We start from the raw sequence: 19,121 nt of genomic DNA, 5'->3' as shown, positions 1-19,121 counted from the left end.
TTGCTACTTGGTATCAAGCCGTCTTGGAAGACCCACGGAAAGCGTCAAGACGCCGGGGAACCACGAGAGACCTTTTTAGGTCGTCGCCTGCACAGGTAGTAGTTAAGTATAAGAAGATGAACATAAAATATTCGTCACGGCTTGCCGTGGCACCCATGATGGATGCTGCCGCGGGATACTGAGGGAGCTTCGAATATTGGCCGAAACGGTCGTGGACGAAATCTGTTGCACCTTTACCCCAGATCGTCTGGGCAATGCGCAGAGTTCTCGGCAGCCACAGCACTCTCGGACAACCGCATGACACTGCGGTTGGTTCTTGCTGTACCTCAACTCTCCAGCAGCCGCCGGCAGGCGGCGTCGACGGCGGCATGGAGGATGAGCGTCAGCACGGCCAGAACGATCAGCGCGGCGAACATCAGGTCGATCTTCGCGCGGCCGTTCGCCAGCAACATGAGGTAGCCGAGCCCCCGGGAGGCGCCGACCCATTCGCCGATGATCGCGCCGATAGGGGCGTAGACGGCCGCCAGTCGCAGGCCCGAGGCAAATCCGGGCAGGGCGGCCGGCACGCGGATGTGCCACAGGATGCGGGCGGGCCGAGCGTTCATCACGCGGGACAGTTCCAGCCATTCGGGCGGGGTCCGCATCAGCGCGTCGAAGAACGCGGAGGTGACCGGGAAGTAGATGATCAATAACGCCATGGCGATCTTGGACCAAAGCCCGTATCCCAGCCACAGCGTCAGGATCGGTGCCAGGGCGAAGACCGGCACGGCCTGGCTGAAGACCAGCATCGGGCGCAGGACAAACCGCGCCAGCTGCGAGGCGGTCAGCAGGATCGCGGAGGCGAAGCCCAGTATGCCACCCAGGATCAGACCGAGCAGCACCTCGATCGTCGTGAAAAACGCATGTTCGGCCAGCAGCGCCCGGCTGGTCCAGAGCGTTTCGAGGACGAGGCCCGGACCCGGCAGGATGAACCGCGGCAGCGCGAAGGCCGTGACCAGGGCCTGCCACGCCAGAAGGGCCAGAAGGGCGATCCCGCCGACTCGGGCGGCACGTGTCATTGCGTCTCCATAAGCTGTCGGAGCAAGTGTCCCTGGAAGGCCAGCGTCTCGGGCGCGTCGAAGCGCCGAGGCGCGGGCGTTTGCGGCACCTCGATCGCGGTGATCCCGGAACAAGTCATCAGCAGCACGGTTTGCCCCAAACGTGCGGCCTCGGCGGCGTCGTGGGTGACGTGCAGGACGGTACGGCCCGCCAGCACCTCGGCGGACAGGTCCTGCATCAGGGCCCGCGCGCGCGCATCGAGGGCCGAGAAGGGTTCGTCGAGCAGCACGACGGGCCGATCCTCCATAAGTGTCCGGGCCAGCGCCACCCGCTGCCGTTGTCCGCCCGAAAGGGCTTGGGGCCGCTTGCGGACATGGTCCGCAAGCCCGACCCGCTCCAGCAGCGCGCGCGCCCGGGTCCGCTGCGCCGCATCGCCGCGCAATACCGCACCCAGGCAGACATTGGCGGTGGCGTCGAGCCAGGGCATCAGCAGGTCCTGCTGCGCCATCAGCGCGACGCGGCCCGTCAGCGGTCTCCCGTCGCCCGCCGTCGCTGTGCCGTCGAAGGCGAGCGCGCCGCCGAGCCCCGCCAGCAGCCGCAGCACCGTCGACTTGCCCACGCCCGAGGGGCCGAGCAGGCAGGTCCATTCCCCGGCGGGCACATCGAGGTCCAGGGGCCCGAAGATCGGCCCGCCGGCGATCGTCGCCCGTCCGGACAGGTGCAGGGCCGGCGCGGCGCTCATCGGGGCAGGCCCATGCCCCAGAAATCGACCTCGAGCCGCGTCGCCGTCTCGAAACGGGCGCAGAGGCGGTGCCAGCGCGGGCTGGCCTGCGGCACCGGGCCGAGACGGCGGGCCACCGCCGCGTCGATCAGCGCGCCGACCTCGCGGCAGGTGCGCTGGTAATCGTCGTCCGCGTAGGTCGCGATCCAGTCGGCATAGGGTGTCGCGCCCGTAGCCGCCCGCCCCAGGCGCGTCCCGATCTCGCCGTAGCCCAGCACGCAGGGCGCCAGCGCCGCCATCAGGTCGAGGAAATCGCCGGCGTGCCCCGCGTCGAGAACGTAGCGGGTGTAGGCGATGTTCTGCGGCGCCTCGCGGGCCGAGTACAATTCGGACTCGGATATGCCCTCGGCGGCGCAGATCCCGACATGCATCCGCATCTCGTCGTCCAGCAGCGCGTGGACAGTGGCGGCACAGGCGCGCATCTCGTCTAGCGTCTCGGCCTTGGTCACGGCCAGTGCCCAGGCCCGCGAGAAATGGACGAGGAACAGATAATCCTGCACCAGATACCGCAGGAACGCCTCACGCGGGAGCGTGCCGTCGCCCAGCCCCTCGACGAAGGCATGGTGCGTGTAGTCGCGCCACGCCTCGCCGGCGGCCGTGCGCCACAGCGGGAAGATCGCGCCGTAGCTCATTGCGCCCCCAGGTCGATGGCCAGGTCGGACACGCGCCGGGTGCCCTCGATCAGACCGGCTTCGGCAAGGAAGGCCTCGAACCGGGCATAGCGCCCCCGATCGAGCGCCTCGGGGCGCAGCGCGAAGCGGGGGATCGTGTCGGCCCAGGCCCGTTCGTTCAGCTCGTCCTGCAGTTCGGCAGAGGTGCTGGCGAAGATTTCCCAGCTTTCCTGCGGATGGTTCACGATGAACTGAGTCGCCTTCTCGGTCGCGGCCAGGAAACGACGGATCATGTCGCTGTCCATCGTCTCGGGATTGGCGACATAGATCAGTTCGTCATAGGTCGGCACGCCGTGCTCTTCCGGGTAGAAGCAGCGGCCGGCGACGCCCTCGATCTCCATCTGGTTCAGCTCGAAATTGCGGAAGGCGCCGATCACGGCGTCGACCTGGCCCGACATCAGCGCGGGCGAGAGCGACCAGTTGACGTTGACCAGCTCGACATCCGCCGGGCTTATCCCGGCCCCACCCAGCATGGCCGACAACAGCGCTTCTTCGAACCCCGAGACCGAGAAGCCGACCTTGCGGTCCGCCAGATCGGCGATCTCCTTCACGGGCCCGTCCTCCAGCACCAGCAGGCAGTTGAGCGGCGTCGCGACCAGCGTGCCCACGCGGGTCAGCGGCATCCCCTCGGCCACCTGAAGATGCAGCTGCGGCTGATAGGAGATCGCCAGATCGGCGCGTCCGGCGGCGGCCATCTTGGGCGGATCGGCGGGATCTGCGGGGGCGATCACCTCGACCTCGAGCCCCGCGTCGGTGAAGTAGCCCTGTTCCTGTGCAATGACGATGGGCCCGTGGTCGGGATTCACGAACCAGTCGAGCATGACGGTCATCTCGTCCTGCGCGGCGGCGGGCGCAGCCGCGAGGAGGGCGAGGGCGGTGAGGTGGGCTTTCATCAGGTCTCTCCGGTTGGGTCGCCAAGCGCGACGAGGCAAATTTCGCCGTCCCAGGCGGCGGCGAGCCGCTCGGCGGCGGCCCAGGACCGCTGGCCGGACCGGCAGCACAGCACCGCGCGCCGCCGGGCGGCCGGGCGGGGGCCGTCCGGCCCGAAGGCGGTGACGGGCAGGCGTCGAGCGGACGGGTGCACCAGCGGCGCCTCCGTCTCGTCCCGCAGATCGACGAGGAAGTCCGTTTCGGCGATCTCCGAGGGGGCAATGAAACGGGGGCGCGACGCAGGCTCGACCGCGCCGTCGAAGCGGAAGCCGCCGAAGCGGAAGCCCCGCGCGTCGAAGCTGACGAGTTGACCCAGCGGGGAGGGCGGGAGCCCGGCGAGCAGCGCCACAGCCATCTGCGCCTGAAGCGTGCCGACGATGCCCACGACCGGTCCCAGAACGCCGTCTTCGGCGCAGGAGCCCAGCCGCTGCGGCAGGTCCGGAAACACGGCCCTAAGGCTGGGCGCGCCGCCGCAGAAGGCGCCCGCGTAGCCCTCGAGCCCGATTACCGAGGCGCTGACAAGCGGACGGCCCCCGGCCAGGCAGGTGTCCGACAGGAGGTAGCTGGCTGCGAAGCTGTCGGCGCAGTCAAGCACCAGATCGACGCCAACGCACAGCGCATCCGCGTTGGCGGGATCGAGATGTGCGACCACAGGGTCGACGCGGGCGCAGGAATTGAGCGCGGCGACGGCTGCCGCCGCCGCTTCGGCCTTGGGCAGGCCGATGTCGGCCTCGCGGAACAGCGTCTGACGGTGAAGGTTCGTCATCTCCACCCGGTCCGGATCGACCAGCCGGATCCGTCCGACCCCCGCCGCGACGAGATATTGCAGTACCGGCGCCGCAAGGCCGCCCGCGCCCACGACCAGCACCTGCGCGTCTTCCAGCCGGGCCTGTCCCTCCGTCCCGAATTCGGGCACGGCGATCTGGCGGGCGTAGCGGCTCATCGCGTGGCCCCGATCCACTGGCGCACGCGCGCCTCGGGATCGTCGTTCAGCGTGATGTCGGTGACGGCCGAGACGATGTCGGCGCCCGCGGCAAAAGCCTGTGTCGCGCGCTCGGGCGTCATCCCGCCGATTGCGACAAGGGGCAAGTTGCCGATCAGCCCCTTCCATTCCGTCACGCGGTCGAGGCCCTGCCGCTCCCATTTCATCTTCTTCAGGATCGTCGGCCAGACGGGGCCGAGCGCCACGTAGTCGGGCGCCAAGGCCAGCGCCCGGTCCAGTTCCGCGTAGTCGTGGGTGCTGATGCCCAGCCTCAGCCCGGCGCGGCGGATCGCGGGCAGATCGGCGTCGTCCAGATCCTCCTGCCCCAGGTGCACCCAGTCGCATCCTTCGTCGATGGCGATCCGCCAGTGATCGTTCACCACCAGCACCGCGCTGTGCCGCCGGCACAGGGCCTGCGCATGTGCCACCAGCGGCCTCAACTCGGGGCTCGGCATGTCCTTGATCCGCAGCTGCACCAGCTTCGCGCCAAGCGGCAGCGTACGTTCCAGCCAGGCGAGGCTGTCGAAGATCGGATAGAAGCGATCGAGCGTCATTCCAGGAACGCCTTCCCGATGACGGGGGTGGAGGGCGCCGCCATGTCGCGCGGCTCCATCGGGTCGGCCTCATATGCCAGCCGCCCCGCCTCGACCGCGCGGGCGAAGCCCTGGGCCATCGCCGCCGGATCGCCCGCCTTCGCGACGGCCGTGTTCAGCAGAACGGCGTCGAAGCCCATCTCCATTGCCATCGCCGCCTGGCTGGGCAGGCCGAGGCCTGCGTCGACCACCATCGGCACCTCCGGGAACTGCGCACGCAAGGTGCGCAGCCCGTAGATGTTCGTCAGCCCCAGCCCAGTCCCGATCGGCGCGCCCCAGGGCATCAGTATCTCGCAGCCCGCGTCCAGCAGCCGGTCGGCCAGTACCACGTCCTCGGTGGTGTAGGGGAAGACCCGGAAGCCGTCGTCGGACAGGATCTGCGCCGCCTCGACCAGCCCGAACGGGTCGGGCTGAAGCGTGTCGGCATGGCCGATGACTTCCAGCTTGATCCACGGCGTGTCGAAAAGCTCGCGCGCCATCTGCGCCGTCGTCACCGCCTCGCGCACCGAGTGGCACCCGGCGGTGTTGGGCAGCAGGGTCACGCCCAGTTCGCGCACCAGATCCCAGAAGGCGGCCCCCGCGCGCTCCCCGCCTGCCTCGCGCCGGACCGAGACGGTGGCAATGCCGGCGCCCGAGCGTCGGAACGCCTCGGCCAGCACGGCGGGCGACGGATACTGCGCCGTGCCCAACATCAGGCGCGATGTGATCTCTGTGCCGTAAAGCTGCATCTCACCCTCCCTGCCGGGGTGCCACGACCTCGACCCGGTCGCCGGGGGAAAGCGTCGTCTGCCCGCGCGCCGCCGCCGGGACGAAGTTTTCGTTGACGGCGGTGGCGACCTTCGCCTCGCCGTAGCCGAGTTCGTCCAGAACGGCCGCGAGCGTTTCGGCCCGCACCTCGGTCGGGGTGCCGTTAAGCGTGATCTTCATGGCAAAGCTCCGGTGTCGTGCCGTCGAAAGCCGCCTCCGCCGCCATCCGCGCCAGCGCGGGGGCGAGAAGGAAGCCGTGGCGGAAGAGGCCGTTGACGTGAAACGTGTCGCCCCGCCGCGTGACGCGGGGCAGGTTGTCGGGAAAGGCGGGGCGGGCGTCGGCGCCGATCTCCACCAGATCCGCCTCGCCGAAGGCGGGGTGCAATGCATAGGCGGCCGACAGCAGTTCGAGGACCGAACGCACGCTGCGCCGGCGGTCGTCGCTTTCGATCTGGGTCGCGCCCAGCATGAACAGCCCGTCCGCGCGGGGTACGACGTAAAGCGGGATGCGCGGGTGAAGCAGCCGGACGGGGCGCGACAGGCGGATGTCGTCGCTCCGCAGCACGGCCATCTCGCCCTTTACGCCGCGGAGATCCGGCAGCGCTTCCCGCGCCGCCAGTCCGCGGCAGTCAAAGGTCAGCCCCTCGGGCCGGCCCGGTTCGGCGATGAAGGTCACTCCGTCGCGCTCCACCCGGTCCCGCAGGTGCGCGAGCGCCGTACGCGGATCGAGATGCGCTTCCGAGGGGACATGCAGCGCGCGGTCGAAGCGGCCGGAAAGGTCCGGCTCCAGCGCGGCGAGGCCGTCCGCGTCGAGCCACTCGTGTCCCCGGGTGTGGCGTGCGAACCGGTCGAGTTCCCGCCGGTCGCGCCCCAGTGCCATCACGATCGTGCCACGCCGCGCGACCGGCACCCCCTGACGGTCCCACCAATCGGCGGCCTGCCGGCCCAGGCGGACCACCGGCTCCTCCGCCGTCTCGCCTTCGCAGACCGGGGCCAGCATCCCGCCGGCCCACCACGAGCAGCCGTGCGGTCCCGGCCGGGGCGCGGGGTCGAAGACCGTCACCTCGCAGCCCCGGGCGACAAGCTCCGTCGCCACGCAGAGACCGGCAACGCCGGCGCCGAGGACGCGCGCCTTCATTTCCCGACCTCTTGGAAGTGATGCACGGGGCCGTGCCCTCCGCCGATGCCCAGCCCTTCCGCCGCGCGGATCGCGCCGTGCAGCCAGGCCTGCGCGCGCCGGATAGCCGCCTCCACCCCGGCCCCCTTCGCCAGTTCGGCGACGATGGCCGACGACAGGCTGCATCCCGTGCCATGCGTGTTGCGCGTGGCGCGCCGCGGCTGTTCCAGCGCAGCGACGCCGGAGGCCGTCACCAGCCGGTCGATGCAGGGCGCCCCCTCGGCATGGCCGCTCTTCATCACGACCGACCGCGCCCCGAGGTCCAGCAGCGCGCGGTCCTGCGCCGCCGTCTCCTCGGCGGTCGTGGCCGGCGCACGACCCAGCAGGCGGACGGCTTCGGGCAGGTTCGGTGTCAGCACGTCCGCCCGCGGCAGCAGCCTTTCGATCAGCGCCGCCTCGGCCGCTTTGGCCAGCAGGACATCGCCGGATTTCGCGACCATGACCGGGTCGAGCAGGACCCGCCCGTCGTAATCGGTAAGCGCGGCGGCGACCGCCTCGACCGCGAAGACGCCCCGCGTATTCTGCGCGGTGGCGGCCGTGATCGCGCTGGTGCCGTATACCCCGAGCGCTGAGAACGTCTTGAGATCGGCCTGGATGCCCGACCCGCCGCCACTGTCGGAGCCCGCGATGGTCAGTGCAGATGGCGTCGGCATGGTCGCTTCCCCCACCGACAACAGGGGGGAGGACGAAAGGACGGCCCTCAATGGGGCTCGTCAGCTCATGCTCCGTTCCCTACGCCGGTATTGTCCGGATCAGGTTCGATGGGTTGGCTATCGCCTCTCAGCCCCAGACGGGGCACCCCAACGGATTCGCAATATCGATAGCAATGGCCGAGCAGACCTGCAACTGAGTGCTGTCAGCGCCCTGGTGGCCAGTCGTTGCCAAGAAAGGTCGCGATCAGGCCGTTTCTGCTGGCGCGAAGTGTCCGAAGCAGTGACGTCGCCGTTGGCTTCGGCATCGCTCCTGCCGCGGCCCGTGGTGCCCAGCAGCGAGAAGCCCAGCGTGGCCGTGAGGTGCCGCGGTCCGATGATCTTGCACAGAGGATTCGAACCTCGAGTACGGTGATGGATGGCGCTATTGGGGGGCCGAGAGGTGCTGTATTATTGGGCGAAATGCTGTTGGACGAAATCTGTTGCACCTTAACACGCGTCCCCGATTGCGGATCACCGCCGTGTAGCTCGTTGCGCCGTCTTTCTTCCGGCGCTGCATGATGGTATCCATTCGGGTCTCCTTTGGGGATCTTGCTGCCGATGTTCGGGAGATCGAACCGGGCGGCGCGCGCCTCACGTAACCTTGTCCAGGGTTCGATATCTCCTGCCGGCGCACCTGGCGGCGAGCGGTGCAACAATTGGATCCGGTGCAACATTCTGTTGCACCACCCCGAAAAACGGGGGCAAAAGGCCCACAAATCGAGGAAGATCGGTCAGGTGACCATGAGCGCAGAGGCAGTAAAACAAGGGGTTTCGGACGTCCGAAGGGCTGCGCGGCTGAGCGTGGCCCCGATGATGGATTGGAGCAACGCTTCGTAGGTCATTGATCTTAATTGAATAATACGCCTCGCAGAGTCAAGTAGCAGAAAAATAGCAACAACATTTGGCCGTCGTCGGCGATCGTCGTTGATCGAGAAATGCCGACACATCATGTCGCGCGCGGGACCCGACCGAGGGAAAAGGTTCTCGGTCTCGTCGATGCCCGATCTGGCCAAGCTCCATTGCATGGAGCAAGAGGAGCGACATGCGCTCCATATAGGATACCCGCCCGATCGCTTGGGCTGGTCCCAGAGTGCCTTGCGGGCTGCCAACCGCGACCTGCCGCACCTGCGCATTTACGCGCAGGCGCATGTCGGCCCGCCGAACCGCATCGCGTTCGTCGTGGTTCACGGGGTCGACGAGGACCGCGACCGGCGCCGCCGGGTCCGCGCCGAGGCAAGCGATCTCCTGGAGCGCCTCGGCTACGCGGTTGAGCTTGAGCCCGAGCGCGACGTCTACGAGGTGGCGCCGCGCCGGCCCGTCTCCGCCCACGACGAACTGCAGATGCTCTAAGCCATACGGAGGGCCTGCGGCGCTTCCGGGCTGGAACGCTAAACCGCCGGGCCGGGTGCATTTTCTTCTTCGCCAGTCCGGCGGCCGGACAAAATCCCCTCCGAACGGAGCGACAGACGGAGACCCGGACCCCTCATTCAAGACCTTGCGACCCCTTCTTGACGGCCGCAGCGGTAACCCTCGCCGTCGTTTCCGACGCGGCCCTCGGGCGGAATGCCCCGGACACATCGCTACGGAGGTTCGCATGAACTCGATCGTCCTAACCCATGTCGCCGCGCCTGCGCCCGACGTCTCCCACCTCGAAATCGCTCTCGATCGCCTGGGCGCCTGGCTCGATTCGGAGCGCGAGACTGTCCGGGCGATGGCGCGCCGCTGGTTCCGCGTCGCAAGCTCGAGCAGGGAGCCGACGACCGCCGCCTCGACGCTTCGCGCGATCCCGACCTCGCCGATGCCGCTGATCGTGCCGCCGAGGCTCGGGTTGGGGCCAAGCGCGACCTCCCAGAGGTCGGTCGCGGCAAGGCCGAGATCGGCAAAGGCGGCCTGAAGCGCGCGGTTGTTGATCAGGGCGACCTGGACGGCGGTTTCGGGACCGATCGTCTTGCCGTGGATCAGCGCCCTGACGCGCTCCTCGATCTCGGCGCTGCTCTGGGCCCAGGTCGGGCTTGACCCGGTAGCTGCGCGCGCGGTCGTATCCACCATCACGAAGCCCGGACGAGGGCCGGCGGCCTCGGAAACGGTGGCGGTGTCGGCGCAGGCGGCGAGCAGCGCGGGGACCGCAAGAACGGTCATGCCCAGCACCCTCACGCTCCGCCTCCCGGCCCCTGTGCGTCGTTCAGGCTCCTCCAGTCGGCGGGTGCCTCGATCCGTCGGGACTTTTGCGTGACGATGGCGTGGGTCGGCGGCGGGGCGGTTTGCAGCGACACCGCCGGCTCGATGAGAGCGGCGGTCTCGGGAAGGTCCGGCAACGTTGCGCAGTCGGCCAGAACAAGCGGCACCGTGGCCGCAATTCGGAATATCATGGAATGCTTCCTGGGATGAGTGTCGCGCGTGCCGGCGGAGCCGGCATGGGACACTCAGCCCTTGGGCGATTTCCTCGGGCCTTTGGGATCGACGAGGTTCGCGCCGATCTCACTCATCCCGTGATGCCGTGCGATGATGAGGGTGGACTCAGTCCGGTCCACATGCGGCAAAAGGTTCATGGCAAGACCGCACATGCCGATGCAGCATATGCCGGGCGCCGCTTGCGCGTCGGACGTCTCTGTCTGCTCTTCCGCCGCGTGATCGGCGTGGAGCCGGTGCGTCTCGTGCACACCCTGCATGACGGCGACCGTGGGGGCGGTCCTCGCCACGCAGTCCAGCGCCGCGGTCCGTGCCATCACGGGCTCGACCCCAAGCACCAGAAGGGCCAGGACGAGCACGTATTTTGCCATGATTGCGCGGAGACTTGTCATCGTGCGGCGACCATTGCCGCGTACAAAGAAACAGGCAAGAGGTATCTTCACGCCTGGCTTCCGTTGGTGGTCACAGGCCCGTGACAAGGGGGTGTCAAAGCTTCACCCGGCGCAGACGCAGCGCGTTTGTGATGACCGAGACCGAGGACAGGCTCATCGCCGCGGCGGCGATCATGGGCGACAGCAGGAGCCCGATGAAGGGATAGAGGATCCCCGCCGCGACGGGCACGCCGGCGGAGTTGTAGGCGAAGGCGAAGAAGAGGTTCTCCTTGATGTTGCGCAGCGTCGCGGTGGCCAGCTTGCGGGCGCGGACGATGCCGACGAGATCACCGCCGAGCAGGGTGATCCCCGCGCTCTCGACCGCGACGTCGGCGCCGGTGCCCATGGCGATGCCGACATCGGCGGCGGCGAGTGCAGGAGCGTCGTTCACGCCGTCGCCCGCCATGGCGATGTAGGCGCCCTGCGCGCGCAGCTCCTCGACCAGCGCCTTCTTGTCCTGGGGCAGGACGCCGGCGCGCACATCGTCGATGCCGAGATGGCGCGCGACGGCCTCGGCGGTGCGCTGGTTGTCGCCGGTCGCCATGATGACCCGCAGGCCGAGCGCGTGCAGGTCGCGGATGGCGCCCTCGGTCGTTTCCTTGATCGGGTCGGCCACGGCCACGAGGCCGACGAGGGCGCCATCCAACGCCACATACATCGCCGTCTTGCCGTCCGCGCGCAGGGCGTCGGCGTTTTCCTCGGCGGAGGCGGCGTCGATCTTCAGCGCCTCCATGAGCGCGCGGTTGCCGAGCGCCACGTCCCGGCCGGAGACACGGCCGGTCACGCCCTTGCCGGTGACCGCGTCGAAGTCGGTGACGTCGCGCCGTTCGGCGTTGCGCTCCCGCGCGCCCTGCACGATCGCTTCGGCCAGCGGATGTTCCGAGCCGCGCTCGAGGGCCGCGGCGAGGGCGAGCACCTCGGCCTCGTCGGTCTGCCCGAGCGCGAGCACGTCGGTCAGACTGGGCTTGCCCATGGTCAGCGTGCCGGTCTTGTCGACGATCACGGTGTCGACCCGCGCCATGCGCTCGAGCGCCTCGGCGTCCTTGATGAGCACGCCCGCCTGCGCGCCGCGCCCGGCGGCGGTGGTGATCGAGATCGGCGTCGCGAGGCCCAGTGCGCAGGGGCAGGCGATGATGAGAACCGAGACCGCCGAGGCGATGGCGAAGGCGAGGGCCGGGTCCGGACCGAAAGCCAGCCAGGTGAAGAAGGCGAGCACCGCGATGCCGACCACCGTGGGCACGAAGATCGCGGACACGCGGTCGGCGAGGCCCTGGATCGGCGCGCGCGACCGGCGGGCGCCCGCGACCATGTCGACGATCTGTGCCAGCACCGTGTCGGCGCCCACCTGCGTGGCGCGGATCGCCAGCGTGCCGTTCCTGTTGATCGTGCCGCCGGTGACGCGGTCGCCCTCGGTCTTCTCGACCGGGACCGGCTCGCCGGTGATCATGCTTTCGTCGACCGAGGAGCGGCCCTCGACGACCTCGGCATCCACGGGGATGCTGTCGCCGGGGCGAACGCGGAGCATGTCGCCCGCGACCACGTTCTCGAGCGGGGCATCGTATTCGGCTCCGTCCGGCAGGATGCGCCGCGCGGTCTTGGGGGCGAGGTCCAGCAGCGCGCGGATCGCGTCGCCGGTGCGTTCGCGGGCGCGCAGCTCGAGCACCTGGCCCACGAAGATCAGCGCGACGATCACGACGGAGGCCTCGAAATAGGTGCCGACGCCTTCGCCCATCCGGTAATCCTCGGGGAAGACGCCGGGCAGGAAGGTGGCGAAGAGCGAGTAGACATAGGCCGCGCCGACGCCGAGCGAGATCAGCGTCCACATGTCGGGCGACATGTTGCGGAACGAGTCGAGTCCGCGCCTGAAGAAGGGCAGCGCCGCCCAGAGGACGATGGGGGTGGCCAGCAGGAACTCGATGTAGGTGGCGATGCGGTGGCCGAGCCAGTCGCGCACCGGCAGGCCCACCAGCTCGCCCATGGTCAGGATGATGAGCGGTACGGCCGCCGCCGCGCTGATCCACATGCGGCGGGTGAAGTCGGTCAGCTCCTCGGAGGGCTCGTCGGTGGGCACCATGGGCTCCAGCGCCATGCCGCAGATCGGACAGGCGCCGGGCTCGTCGCGCACGATCTCGGGGTGCATCGGGCAGGTCCACTGCGTGCCCGGCTGGACGTGCTGCCCGGCCTTGTCGGCGTTGCCCGAGGCGTAGAACCACGGATCGGCCTTGAACTTCTCCTCGCAGCCTTCCGAGCAGAAATGATAGGTCTCGCCGCCGAACGCCTGCGTCCGGGTGTCGCCGGTCACCTCGACGGTCATGCCGCAGACCGGGTCCGTCGCGGTCTGCGCGCCTTCGGAGATATGCGCGTCATGGTCGTGATGAGAGTGATGGTGGTGGTGTTTCGCGTGTTCGGACATGACCGTCTCCTTCTCACACGACAAGGCATAGGGCTTCCAGTCACTGAAGGGTCAAGGGCCATGTTGATGGTGATGACGCGGCGGCGGGCGCAGCCGCAGGAAGACGTGCTCGAAGACGAAGACCACCGCCATCCCGGCGACGGCGATCAGCACGATCGACGGGTCTGCCTGCCATTTCATCGCCGCGAAAGCAGCAAGCACCACGGCGTCGAGCCCGATGGCCGTCAGCAGGATCCAGCCGCGGGCGCCGACTTCCTCGCGCAGGTTACGGAAAACGCCCCAGTGGATGAGGATGTCCATGACCAGGTAGAAGAACGCCCCGAGCGAGGCGATGCGGCTGAGGTCAAAGAAGACCGTCAGCAGCGAGGCGATCACCACCGTGTAGACCAGCGTGTGGTCGCGGATGACGCCGGGCATCCCGAAATGGCTGTGCGGGATCATCTTCATGTCGGTGAGCATCGCCAGCATCCGCGACACGGCAAAGACGCTCGCAATCAGGCCCGAAGCCGTGGCAACCAGTGCAAGCGCGACTGTGAGGTAGAAGCCGGTGCGCCCGAGCGCGGGTTCGGCGGCCTCGGCCAAGGCATAGTCCTTGGCAGCCACGATCCGGTCGAGCGGCAGACTGCTGCCGACGGCAAAGGCGACCAGCAGGTAGACCAGCGTGCAGACCGCGATGGAGATGACGATGGCGCGGCCGACGTTGCGGTGCGGCTTGGTGATCTCGGCGCCGCTGTTGGTGATGGTGGTGAAGCCCTTGAAGGCGAGGATGGCCAGCGCCATCGAGGCGACAAAGCCGGCTGCACCCGTCGTTTCGCCGCCGCGGCCCGTGGCCTCGAAGCTGAACCCGCCGGCCCAGAGCGCCGCCGCGCCGAAGAGCGTGATGCCCCCGACCTTGAGGGCGGCCATGAGGACCGACAGCCACCCGACCGAACGGTTCCCCGAGATGTTGACCAGCCACGCGAAGAAGATCACGCCGACACTGATCGCGGGCACCAGCCAGGTGTCGCGGGGCATGTCGAGACCGCGCAGCAGGTAGTTGGCGAAGGTCCGCGCCACGAGGCTTTCATTGATCACCATCGAAAGCGCCATCAGCAGCGCGGCGCCGGCGGCGACGGCGGTGGGCCCATAAGCCTTCTGCAGGATCATCCCGATCCCGCCCGCCGAGGGGTAGGCGTTCGACATCTTGATGTAGGTATAGGCGCTGAAGGCGGTCACGACCGCGCCGGCGATGAAGGCGAAGGGAAAGAGCGGGCCGGCCAGGTCGGCGATCTGCCCTGTCAGCGCGAGGATGCCGGCGCCGATCATCACGCCGGTGCCCATGGCGATGGCGTCGAGAAGGGTGATGCTGTTTTCCCGGTAGTCGGAGCTCATCTGATGTGTTCCTTGTCCTGTATCTGTTCGGTCTGCCGTCGGTTCGCGCCCGTTCCGCCGCGCAGGGCGAGCAGCACCAGCGGCACCGCGGTCAGCAGCCCGAGGCCGAGGGCGATCCATTCCGCCGTGCCGAAATCGCCCTGCACGGCCACGCTGCCGAAATGCGCGAGCACGAAGCTGGCCGGCAGGATCCCGGCCAGGGTGGCCAGCGCGAAGCGCCAGAAGTGCAGGCGGCTCAGCCCGGCGGCGTAGCTCATCGCGTCGAAGGACACGAAGGGCAGCAGGCGGCTGACGAAGACGGTCAGCGTCAGCGCGTTCTGCGAGCCGAGCAGGCCGTAGTCGCGCTTGTCGCCGAGCATGCGCTCGACCGCGCCGCGGCCGGCCCCGCGCGCGATGAGAAAGGCCGAGACCGCGCCGAGCTCGGAGCCGAGCGCGACATAGGCCGCACCCGCGTAATGTCCGTAGGCCGCCCCGGCGGCGAGCGCGATCGGCGCACTGGGCAGCGGGCTGGCCACGACCGCCGCCGTCATCAGGCCGATCACGGCAAGCGGCCCCCACGGTCCGGCGCCCGCGACCCAGCGGGCGACGGTCTCACGGTCGAGGCCATCGGGTGGCCAGCCGGCCAGCCAGGCCACGACCAACGCGGCCAGCAGCAGGACCCCGGCGCCCGCCGCGACGATCCTGAGTGTCCGCTTCCCCGTGGCTTCCGTCATTCGTTCTCGGCGCGTCGCCAGCTCCTCTGGCACACGGTGAAGAGGTAGGTGGCCGACCAGGTCAGGATCATGAAGCCGCCCAGGGATTGAAGCATGGTCACGATCCTGATGTCACCGGCGAGCTCGATCTGCGTGTAGCCCAGCGTGGTGAAGTTCACCCCGGTCAGGTAGATGAGGTCGGCCCAGGACAGCGGGGCGGAGGCGGGTCCGCCCAGGCCGTCCCAGCCCAGCAGCCACCGGTTCGCCGCGGCGAGGCCAAGGATCTCGGCGACGTGGAGAAGCAGCAGACCGATGAAGGTCGACTGTATCGCCATCGTCGAGCTGGAATCCGGCCGCGGCGCCGCCCGTCCGAGGGCGTAGAGGGCGTAGTGGTGGACAAGGCCCACGAGGGCGACGAGGCCCACTCCTATGGCAATCGCGGCAAGTGTCATGACCGGACGGGATCAGGCGGCATCGACGGCACCGATCAGCATGTCGCGGACCTGGCCGGCGACGGTGTGCAGGTCGTCGTTGTCGATGGCCGTCATCGAGGCGACGGGGTCGATCGCGCTGATCTCGGTCCCGCCATCGGTCTCGCGCAGGATCACGTTGCAGGGTAGCATCGCGCCGACGCGGGGCTCGATCCCGATCGCCTCGTAGGCCATCTTCGGGTTGCAGGCGCCGAGGATGCGGTAGCCGTCCATTTCGGCGCCGATCTTCTTCTTCATCGTCTCCCGGACGTCGATTTCGGTCAGGACGCCAAAGCCGGCATCCGAGAGCGACGCGCGGAGGCGCGCCTCGGCATCGTCGATGGAGACGCCTTTCAGCAGGCGGTCGTGCGTGTAGCTCATGGAACTGCTCCTTTCCGATTGGTCGGGCCCGGTCCGGCGGACCGGGCCACGGGTCAACGCAGTGCAGCCGATTCAGTTCTGGTCCGGCATGCCCTGCATCATCGGGCGGTCGCCCGTGTCATCGCCCTGCATCATCGGCCGCCTGTCAGGCTCGCCGCCGCGCATCCGGGCCACGCGGCCGGCGAGGGCCTTCATTTCCCCGGAGGTGATCGTGCCATCACCGTCCGCGTCAAGATGCTGGAAGCGGTCGACCATGGTCTCGCGCAGCATCGCGGCGTGCCACTCGGCGAACTCGTCGAGGTTCAGCGCGCCGTCGCCACCCGCGTCGTAGTCCTCGAGGCGCGACTGCATCATCTGGCCGGGCATGTCGTTCATCATGTCCGGTCCCATCATCATCTGCATCATGTCGCGGTCCATCATGGACATTCCGCCCATGCCGGGGCCGCCCATGAACCCCATGCCCGTGCCCGGGCCCATCGCGTCCGAGCCGTGCATCTGCATCATCATGCGCATCATGTGCTCCATCATCTCGTGCCCGTCGCCGCCCATCGGCATGGCGTCGCGGCCCATGCGCGGCTCGTCGGCGCCCATGCGAGGCCCCGAGCCATCGCGATCGTGGTGGCCGCTGTCGGCCAGGGCTGCTCCGGTGGTCAGCACGGTGATCGCGAGAATGCTTGCTGTTCGTGCCAGTGTCGGCATGGAATCCTCCTTTGTTCGGGTCGATAACCCATGACATCGCCATGATTGCGCAAAATTGAATGTAAGTGCATCAGCGGAATTGTAACGGTCTGTCGCAGAGCGGTTGCCTGATACAAACCGCTACAATTCCATTGATGAAACCCGGTCCTGTATTCCGGTAAAATCAGGGGCATGGGCCAGCCTCCGCATATTCTTGTCGTGGACGATCACGCGCAGATCCGCGAGAGCGTGACGCGCTATCTCGCGAAGAACGGGATGCGCGCGACCGCGGCGAAGGACGCCACCGACATGGACGCGAAGCTCGCGGCCGGTCATTTCGATCTCGTCGTTCTGGACGTGATGATGCCCGGCGAAGACGGGCTCTCGGCTTGCCGCAGGCTTGCCGCCGAGGGCGCGGTGCCGGTCATCATGCTGACCGCTCTCGGAGAAGAGCCGGACCGTATCGCAGGGCTCGAGATCGGGGCCGACGACTACCTCGCCAAGCCGTTCAACCCGCGCGAACTGCTGGCCCGGATCAGGTCGGTCCTGCGGCGGAGCAGCCGGGGTGAGCCCCTCGCCGGCAAGCTGGCCGGGCGGAGGGTGCGGTTCGAGCATCTCGTGCTCGACACCGACCGGCAGATCCTCGTCGACGACGAACAGGGCGAGATCCCTCTCACCGACTCCGAGTTCCGGCTGCTGGTCGTCATGCTCGAGCGCGCGCGGATGGTGCTGAGCCGCGACCAGCTGCTCGACCTGACGGCCGGCCGCACGGCGGGACCGCTCGACCGGACGATCGACAACCAGATCAGCCGCCTGCGCCGCAAGATCGAGCCCGATGTCCTGCGTCCGAGGATCATCAGGACGGTGCGCAACGGCGGCTATTGCCTGGCCACGGACGTGGAGGAGCAGGCGTGATCTCGCGACATATCAGTTCACTGCGGGTCCAGTTGATTCTGATCGTCGTCGCGGCACTTGTCGCGGGCCAACTGGTCAGCCTGTTTCTCTTTGCCGATGAACGAAGCCTTGCGATCCGCGCCGCCCTGGGGTTCGAGGCGGCAGGCCGGGCGGCGAACGTGGCGCGGCTGATCGAGGAGGCGCCGCCCGACCTTCACCCTTCGATCGTCAGGGCCGCGAATTCGCCGCTCGTGCGCTTCGATCTGTCCGGAATCGCATCGGTTCAGCATTCGGATCATTCCGACGGCGGTCTTGTCGAGGCCCGGATCCGGACCCTGCTCGACGACAGCTACAGCCGCGATATCCGTGTCGAACTGCACGAGGTCGAAGGCCAACTGATGCCGCTGCCGAACCTGTCGCGCGAAATGACCGACATGCACATGGCGATGATGCGGGGCGAATTGACGGCGGTCGAGATGAACCTCTCTATCGCGATCCGGGGCGGGCAGTGGCTGAACGTCGGAACCCGGTTCGAGCGTCCGCCGATCCAGTGGCCGCTTTACTCGATGCTGACCTTCGCCATGTCGGCGGGGCTTCTGCTCGTCGTGGTGATCTGGTTCGTCATGACGCGCCTGACCGGCCCGTTGCGGCGGCTGGCCCGCGCGGCCGACAGCCTTGGCCGGGGCGAGGACGTGGCCGAGCTTCCCGTGGCGGGACCGACCGAAGTGCGCGACCTGACCGGGGCCTTCAACCGCATGCAGGACCGCCTGACGCGGTTCGTGGGCGACCGGACGCGGATGCTGGCCGCGCTGGGGCACGACCTGCGCTCGCCGCTGACCGCCATGCGCGTGCAGGCCGAGATGGTCGACGACACCGAGACGCGCGACAGCCTCGTCGCCTCGGTCGAGGAAATGCAGGGCATGGTCGATGCGACGCTGACCTTCGCGCGCGGGTTGACCGGGTCCGAGCCGCCCGAGACCGTCGATCTGCACGACTTCCTCCAGGCCCTGTGCGCGGACATGCCCGGCGGGTTCGCCATCGACGCCGGCCCCCGGATCGAAGCGCGCCTGCGGCCGAATGCCATGCGGCGGGCGCTGCGCAACCTGATCGAGAACGCCATCCGCTACGGGGGCGGCGCCACAGTCGGTTGGCATCGCCAGGGCGATACCCTCGTGGTGACGGTCGAGGACGATGGTCCCGGCATTCCCCGGGACAAGCTCGAGAAGGTCTTCGACCCCTTCTACCGGATCGAGGAGTCGCGCTCGCTCGAAACCGGGGGGCACGGCCTGGGCCTGTCGATCGCGCGGACAATCGTCCAGGCGCATGGCGGTGACATCACGCTCGAAAACCGGGAAACCGGCGGGCTGCGCGCGGCGATCTCGATCCCGCTCGCCCCGAAACCACCTGAAGAAAGGAGAGAACGATGACCTTCAAACTCTGGAGCATGACCGCCCTTGCGAGCCTTGCCGCCTCGCCGGCCCTGGCCGATCCCGACGGTTCATGGGACGGGCACATGATGTGGGGCGGCGGCTACGGCGTCTTCGGCGGCCTGATGATGCTGGTCTTCTGGGGCGTGATCATCGCCCTGATCGTGCTGGCGGTTCACTGGCTGCGCGACAACAGCGGCACCGGCGGCAAGTCCTCGGACGCGCTCGAAACCCTGCGTCAGCGGCTGGCGAAAGGTGAAATCGACGAAGAGGAGTTCCGGCGGCGGAAGGCCGCGCTCGAGGAGTGAGGCGCGAGGCGTGACGCATCAGGACCAGTGAAAGAC

At 68.4% G+C, this 19,121-nt stretch carries 22 protein-coding genes and 1 riboswitch; of the genes, 3 read left to right on the top strand and 19 right to left on the bottom strand.

Annotated features, from left to right (window positions below; genetic code table 11):
• Nucleotides 1–326: 326 nt before the first annotated feature.
• From C8N44_RS18780 to C8N44_RS23670, 19 genes are all read right to left on the bottom strand, one after another.
• Nucleotides 327–1,058, bottom strand: coding sequence for an ABC transporter permease (locus C8N44_RS18780; protein ID WP_107978306.1), 732 nt, complete (start codon nucleotides 1,056–1,058; stop codon nucleotides 327–329).
• A complete protein-coding gene (locus tag C8N44_RS18775; protein WP_107978305.1) occupies nucleotides 1,055–1,780 on the bottom strand; it encodes an ABC transporter ATP-binding protein in 726 nt (241 codons plus the stop codon). Before C8N44_RS18775 ends, C8N44_RS18780 begins: the two co-directional genes overlap by 4 nt.
• Complete coding sequence (tenA, locus tag C8N44_RS18770; RefSeq protein WP_107978304.1) at nucleotides 1,777–2,451, bottom strand: thiaminase II; 675 nt, start codon at nucleotides 2,449–2,451, stop codon at nucleotides 1,777–1,779. The genes C8N44_RS18775 and tenA overlap by 4 nt, the downstream gene beginning before the upstream one ends.
• The gene (locus tag C8N44_RS18765) at nucleotides 2,448–3,383 is read right to left on the bottom strand and encodes an ABC transporter substrate-binding protein (RefSeq protein WP_107978303.1); all 936 of its coding nucleotides are present in this window, start codon (nucleotides 3,381–3,383) and stop codon (nucleotides 2,448–2,450) included. Before C8N44_RS18765 ends, tenA begins: the two co-directional genes overlap by 4 nt.
• A complete protein-coding gene (locus tag C8N44_RS18760) occupies nucleotides 3,383–4,363 on the bottom strand; it encodes a HesA/MoeB/ThiF family protein (RefSeq protein ID WP_107978302.1) in 981 nt (326 codons plus the stop codon). Before C8N44_RS18760 ends, C8N44_RS18765 begins: the two co-directional genes overlap by 1 nt.
• On the bottom strand, nucleotides 4,360–4,956 hold the full coding sequence (locus tag C8N44_RS18755) for a thiamine phosphate synthase (RefSeq protein WP_107978301.1): 597 nt from the start codon (nucleotides 4,954–4,956) through the stop codon (nucleotides 4,360–4,362). The genes C8N44_RS18760 and C8N44_RS18755 overlap by 4 nt, the downstream gene beginning before the upstream one ends.
• Nucleotides 4,953–5,723 carry a thiazole synthase gene (locus C8N44_RS18750; protein ID WP_107978300.1) on the bottom strand — a complete coding sequence of 257 codons (771 nt, stop codon included), beginning with the start codon at nucleotides 5,721–5,723 and terminating at the stop codon, nucleotides 4,953–4,955. The genes C8N44_RS18755 and C8N44_RS18750 overlap by 4 nt, the downstream gene beginning before the upstream one ends.
• A 1-nt stretch (nucleotide 5,724) precedes the next feature.
• Nucleotides 5,725–5,922 (bottom strand): sulfur carrier protein ThiS, encoded by a 198-nt coding sequence (thiS, locus tag C8N44_RS18745; protein WP_107978299.1) that lies wholly within the window; start codon nucleotides 5,920–5,922, stop codon nucleotides 5,725–5,727.
• Nucleotides 5,906–6,880 (bottom strand): FAD-dependent oxidoreductase, encoded by a 975-nt coding sequence (locus C8N44_RS18740; RefSeq protein WP_107978298.1) that lies wholly within the window; start codon nucleotides 6,878–6,880, stop codon nucleotides 5,906–5,908. Before C8N44_RS18740 ends, thiS begins: the two co-directional genes overlap by 17 nt.
• The gene (locus tag C8N44_RS18735; protein ID WP_107978297.1) at nucleotides 6,877–7,572 is read right to left on the bottom strand and encodes a hydroxymethylpyrimidine/phosphomethylpyrimidine kinase family protein; all 696 of its coding nucleotides are present in this window, start codon (nucleotides 7,570–7,572) and stop codon (nucleotides 6,877–6,879) included. Before C8N44_RS18735 ends, C8N44_RS18740 begins: the two co-directional genes overlap by 4 nt.
• A 59-nt stretch (nucleotides 7,573–7,631) precedes the next feature.
• A riboswitch (TPP riboswitch) is annotated at nucleotides 7,632–7,732 on the bottom strand.
• A gap of 752 nt (nucleotides 7,733–8,484) precedes the next feature.
• Nucleotides 8,485–9,750, bottom strand: a complete 1,266-nt coding sequence (locus C8N44_RS23190) for a hypothetical protein (protein WP_146178876.1) — start codon at nucleotides 9,748–9,750, stop codon at nucleotides 8,485–8,487.
• Between the two features lie 11 nt (nucleotides 9,751–9,761).
• Complete coding sequence (locus C8N44_RS18720; protein WP_076695428.1) at nucleotides 9,762–9,980, bottom strand: hypothetical protein; 219 nt, start codon at nucleotides 9,978–9,980, stop codon at nucleotides 9,762–9,764.
• Nucleotides 9,981–10,034: 54 nt separating this feature from the next.
• Nucleotides 10,035–10,412 carry a hypothetical protein gene (locus C8N44_RS18715; RefSeq protein WP_158274092.1) on the bottom strand — a complete coding sequence of 126 codons (378 nt, stop codon included), beginning with the start codon at nucleotides 10,410–10,412 and terminating at the stop codon, nucleotides 10,035–10,037.
• Between the two features lie 94 nt (nucleotides 10,413–10,506).
• The gene (locus C8N44_RS18710) at nucleotides 10,507–12,864 is read right to left on the bottom strand and encodes a heavy metal translocating P-type ATPase (protein WP_188758771.1); all 2,358 of its coding nucleotides are present in this window, start codon (nucleotides 12,862–12,864) and stop codon (nucleotides 10,507–10,509) included.
• A 51-nt stretch (nucleotides 12,865–12,915) separates the two neighbouring features.
• Nucleotides 12,916–14,235, bottom strand: coding sequence for an APC family permease (locus tag C8N44_RS18705; protein ID WP_107978294.1), 1,320 nt, complete (start codon nucleotides 14,233–14,235; stop codon nucleotides 12,916–12,918).
• Entirely contained in the window at nucleotides 14,232–14,948 is a 717-nt protein-coding gene (locus tag C8N44_RS18700) for a TVP38/TMEM64 family protein (RefSeq protein ID WP_076695422.1), read from the bottom strand. The genes C8N44_RS18705 and C8N44_RS18700 overlap by 4 nt, the downstream gene beginning before the upstream one ends.
• The gene (locus tag C8N44_RS18695) at nucleotides 14,945–15,379 is read right to left on the bottom strand and encodes an ion channel (RefSeq protein WP_076695420.1); all 435 of its coding nucleotides are present in this window, start codon (nucleotides 15,377–15,379) and stop codon (nucleotides 14,945–14,947) included. The genes C8N44_RS18700 and C8N44_RS18695 overlap by 4 nt, the downstream gene beginning before the upstream one ends.
• A 12-nt stretch (nucleotides 15,380–15,391) precedes the next feature.
• Nucleotides 15,392–15,778, bottom strand: coding sequence for a DUF302 domain-containing protein (locus C8N44_RS18690; RefSeq protein WP_076695418.1), 387 nt, complete (start codon nucleotides 15,776–15,778; stop codon nucleotides 15,392–15,394).
• Between the two features lie 72 nt (nucleotides 15,779–15,850).
• Nucleotides 15,851–16,477: a penta-EF hand family protein gene (locus tag C8N44_RS23670; RefSeq protein WP_188758773.1), complete on the bottom strand. Its 627-nt coding sequence runs from the start codon at nucleotides 16,475–16,477 to the stop codon at nucleotides 15,851–15,853.
• Nucleotides 16,478–16,648: 171 nt separating this feature from the next.
• On the opposite strand from C8N44_RS23670, the gene C8N44_RS18680 reads away from it, so the two are divergent.
• The 3 genes from C8N44_RS18680 to C8N44_RS18670 are packed head-to-tail and all read left to right on the top strand — an operon-like array spanning nucleotide 16,649 to nucleotide 19,085.
• A complete protein-coding gene (locus C8N44_RS18680) occupies nucleotides 16,649–17,371 on the top strand; it encodes a response regulator (RefSeq protein WP_107978293.1) in 723 nt (240 codons plus the stop codon).
• Nucleotides 17,368–18,777 (top strand): ATP-binding protein, encoded by a 1,410-nt coding sequence (locus tag C8N44_RS18675; protein ID WP_107978292.1) that lies wholly within the window; start codon nucleotides 17,368–17,370, stop codon nucleotides 18,775–18,777. Before C8N44_RS18680 ends, C8N44_RS18675 begins: the two co-directional genes overlap by 4 nt.
• Nucleotides 18,774–19,085 carry an SHOCT domain-containing protein gene (locus C8N44_RS18670; protein ID WP_235905881.1) on the top strand — a complete coding sequence of 104 codons (312 nt, stop codon included), beginning with the start codon at nucleotides 18,774–18,776 and terminating at the stop codon, nucleotides 19,083–19,085. Before C8N44_RS18675 ends, C8N44_RS18670 begins: the two co-directional genes overlap by 4 nt.
• Nucleotides 19,086–19,121 lie beyond the last annotated feature (36 nt).

Origin of the sequence: Allosediminivita pacifica (assembly GCF_003054175.1) — a bacterium.
In the GTDB taxonomy this organism is placed as follows: domain Bacteria; phylum Pseudomonadota; class Alphaproteobacteria; order Rhodobacterales; family Rhodobacteraceae; genus Allosediminivita; species Allosediminivita pacifica.
Note: the sequence above shows the minus strand (reverse complement) of the source record. Positions and strands in the feature narration are given on the sequence as shown.

Bases quoted from the DNA above. Each gene is read 5' to 3' on its own strand.
- C8N44_RS23670 (WP_188758773.1), bottom strand. From the start codon at position 16,477: ATGCCGACACTGGCACGAACAGCAAGCATTCTCGCGATCACCGTGCTG.
- C8N44_RS18765 (WP_107978303.1), bottom strand. From the start codon at position 3,383: ATGAAAGCCCACCTCACCGCCCTCGCCCTCCTCGCGGCTGCGCCCGCC.
- C8N44_RS18700 (WP_076695422.1), bottom strand. From the start codon at position 14,948: ATGACGGAAGCCACGGGGAAGCGGACACTCAGGATCGTCGCGGCGGGC.
- C8N44_RS18715 (WP_158274092.1), bottom strand. From the start codon at position 10,412: ATGACAAGTCTCCGCGCAATCATGGCAAAATACGTGCTCGTCCTGGCC.
- C8N44_RS18720 (WP_076695428.1), bottom strand. From the start codon at position 9,980: ATGATATTCCGAATTGCGGCCACGGTGCCGCTTGTTCTGGCCGACTGC.
- C8N44_RS18695 (WP_076695420.1), bottom strand. From the start codon at position 15,379: ATGACACTTGCCGCGATTGCCATAGGAGTGGGCCTCGTCGCCCTCGTG.
- C8N44_RS18705 (WP_107978294.1), bottom strand. From the start codon at position 14,235: ATGAGCTCCGACTACCGGGAAAACAGCATCACCCTTCTCGACGCCATC.
- C8N44_RS18780 (WP_107978306.1), bottom strand. From the start codon at position 1,058: ATGACACGTGCCGCCCGAGTCGGCGGGATCGCCCTTCTGGCCCTTCTG.
- C8N44_RS18775 (WP_107978305.1), bottom strand. From the start codon at position 1,780: ATGAGCGCCGCGCCGGCCCTGCACCTGTCCGGACGGGCGACGATCGCC.
- C8N44_RS18735 (WP_107978297.1), bottom strand. From the start codon at position 7,572: ATGCCGACGCCATCTGCACTGACCATCGCGGGCTCCGACAGTGGCGGC.
- C8N44_RS18755 (WP_107978301.1), bottom strand. From the start codon at position 4,956: ATGACGCTCGATCGCTTCTATCCGATCTTCGACAGCCTCGCCTGGCTG.
- C8N44_RS18750 (WP_107978300.1), bottom strand. From the start codon at position 5,723: ATGCAGCTTTACGGCACAGAGATCACATCGCGCCTGATGTTGGGCACG.
- C8N44_RS18710 (WP_188758771.1), bottom strand. From the start codon at position 12,864: ATGTCCGAACACGCGAAACACCACCACCATCACTCTCATCACGACCAT.
- tenA (WP_107978304.1), bottom strand. From the start codon at position 2,451: ATGAGCTACGGCGCGATCTTCCCGCTGTGGCGCACGGCCGCCGGCGAG.
- C8N44_RS18670 (WP_235905881.1), top strand. From the start codon at position 18,774: ATGACCTTCAAACTCTGGAGCATGACCGCCCTTGCGAGCCTTGCCGCC.
- C8N44_RS18690 (WP_076695418.1), bottom strand. From the start codon at position 15,778: ATGAGCTACACGCACGACCGCCTGCTGAAAGGCGTCTCCATCGACGAT.
- C8N44_RS23190 (WP_146178876.1), bottom strand. From the start codon at position 9,750: ATGACCGTTCTTGCGGTCCCCGCGCTGCTCGCCGCCTGCGCCGACACC.
- thiS (WP_107978299.1), bottom strand. From the start codon at position 5,922: ATGAAGATCACGCTTAACGGCACCCCGACCGAGGTGCGGGCCGAAACG.
- C8N44_RS18740 (WP_107978298.1), bottom strand. From the start codon at position 6,880: ATGAAGGCGCGCGTCCTCGGCGCCGGCGTTGCCGGTCTCTGCGTGGCG.
- C8N44_RS18680 (WP_107978293.1), top strand. From the start codon at position 16,649: ATGGGCCAGCCTCCGCATATTCTTGTCGTGGACGATCACGCGCAGATC.
- C8N44_RS18760 (WP_107978302.1), bottom strand. From the start codon at position 4,363: ATGAGCCGCTACGCCCGCCAGATCGCCGTGCCCGAATTCGGGACGGAG.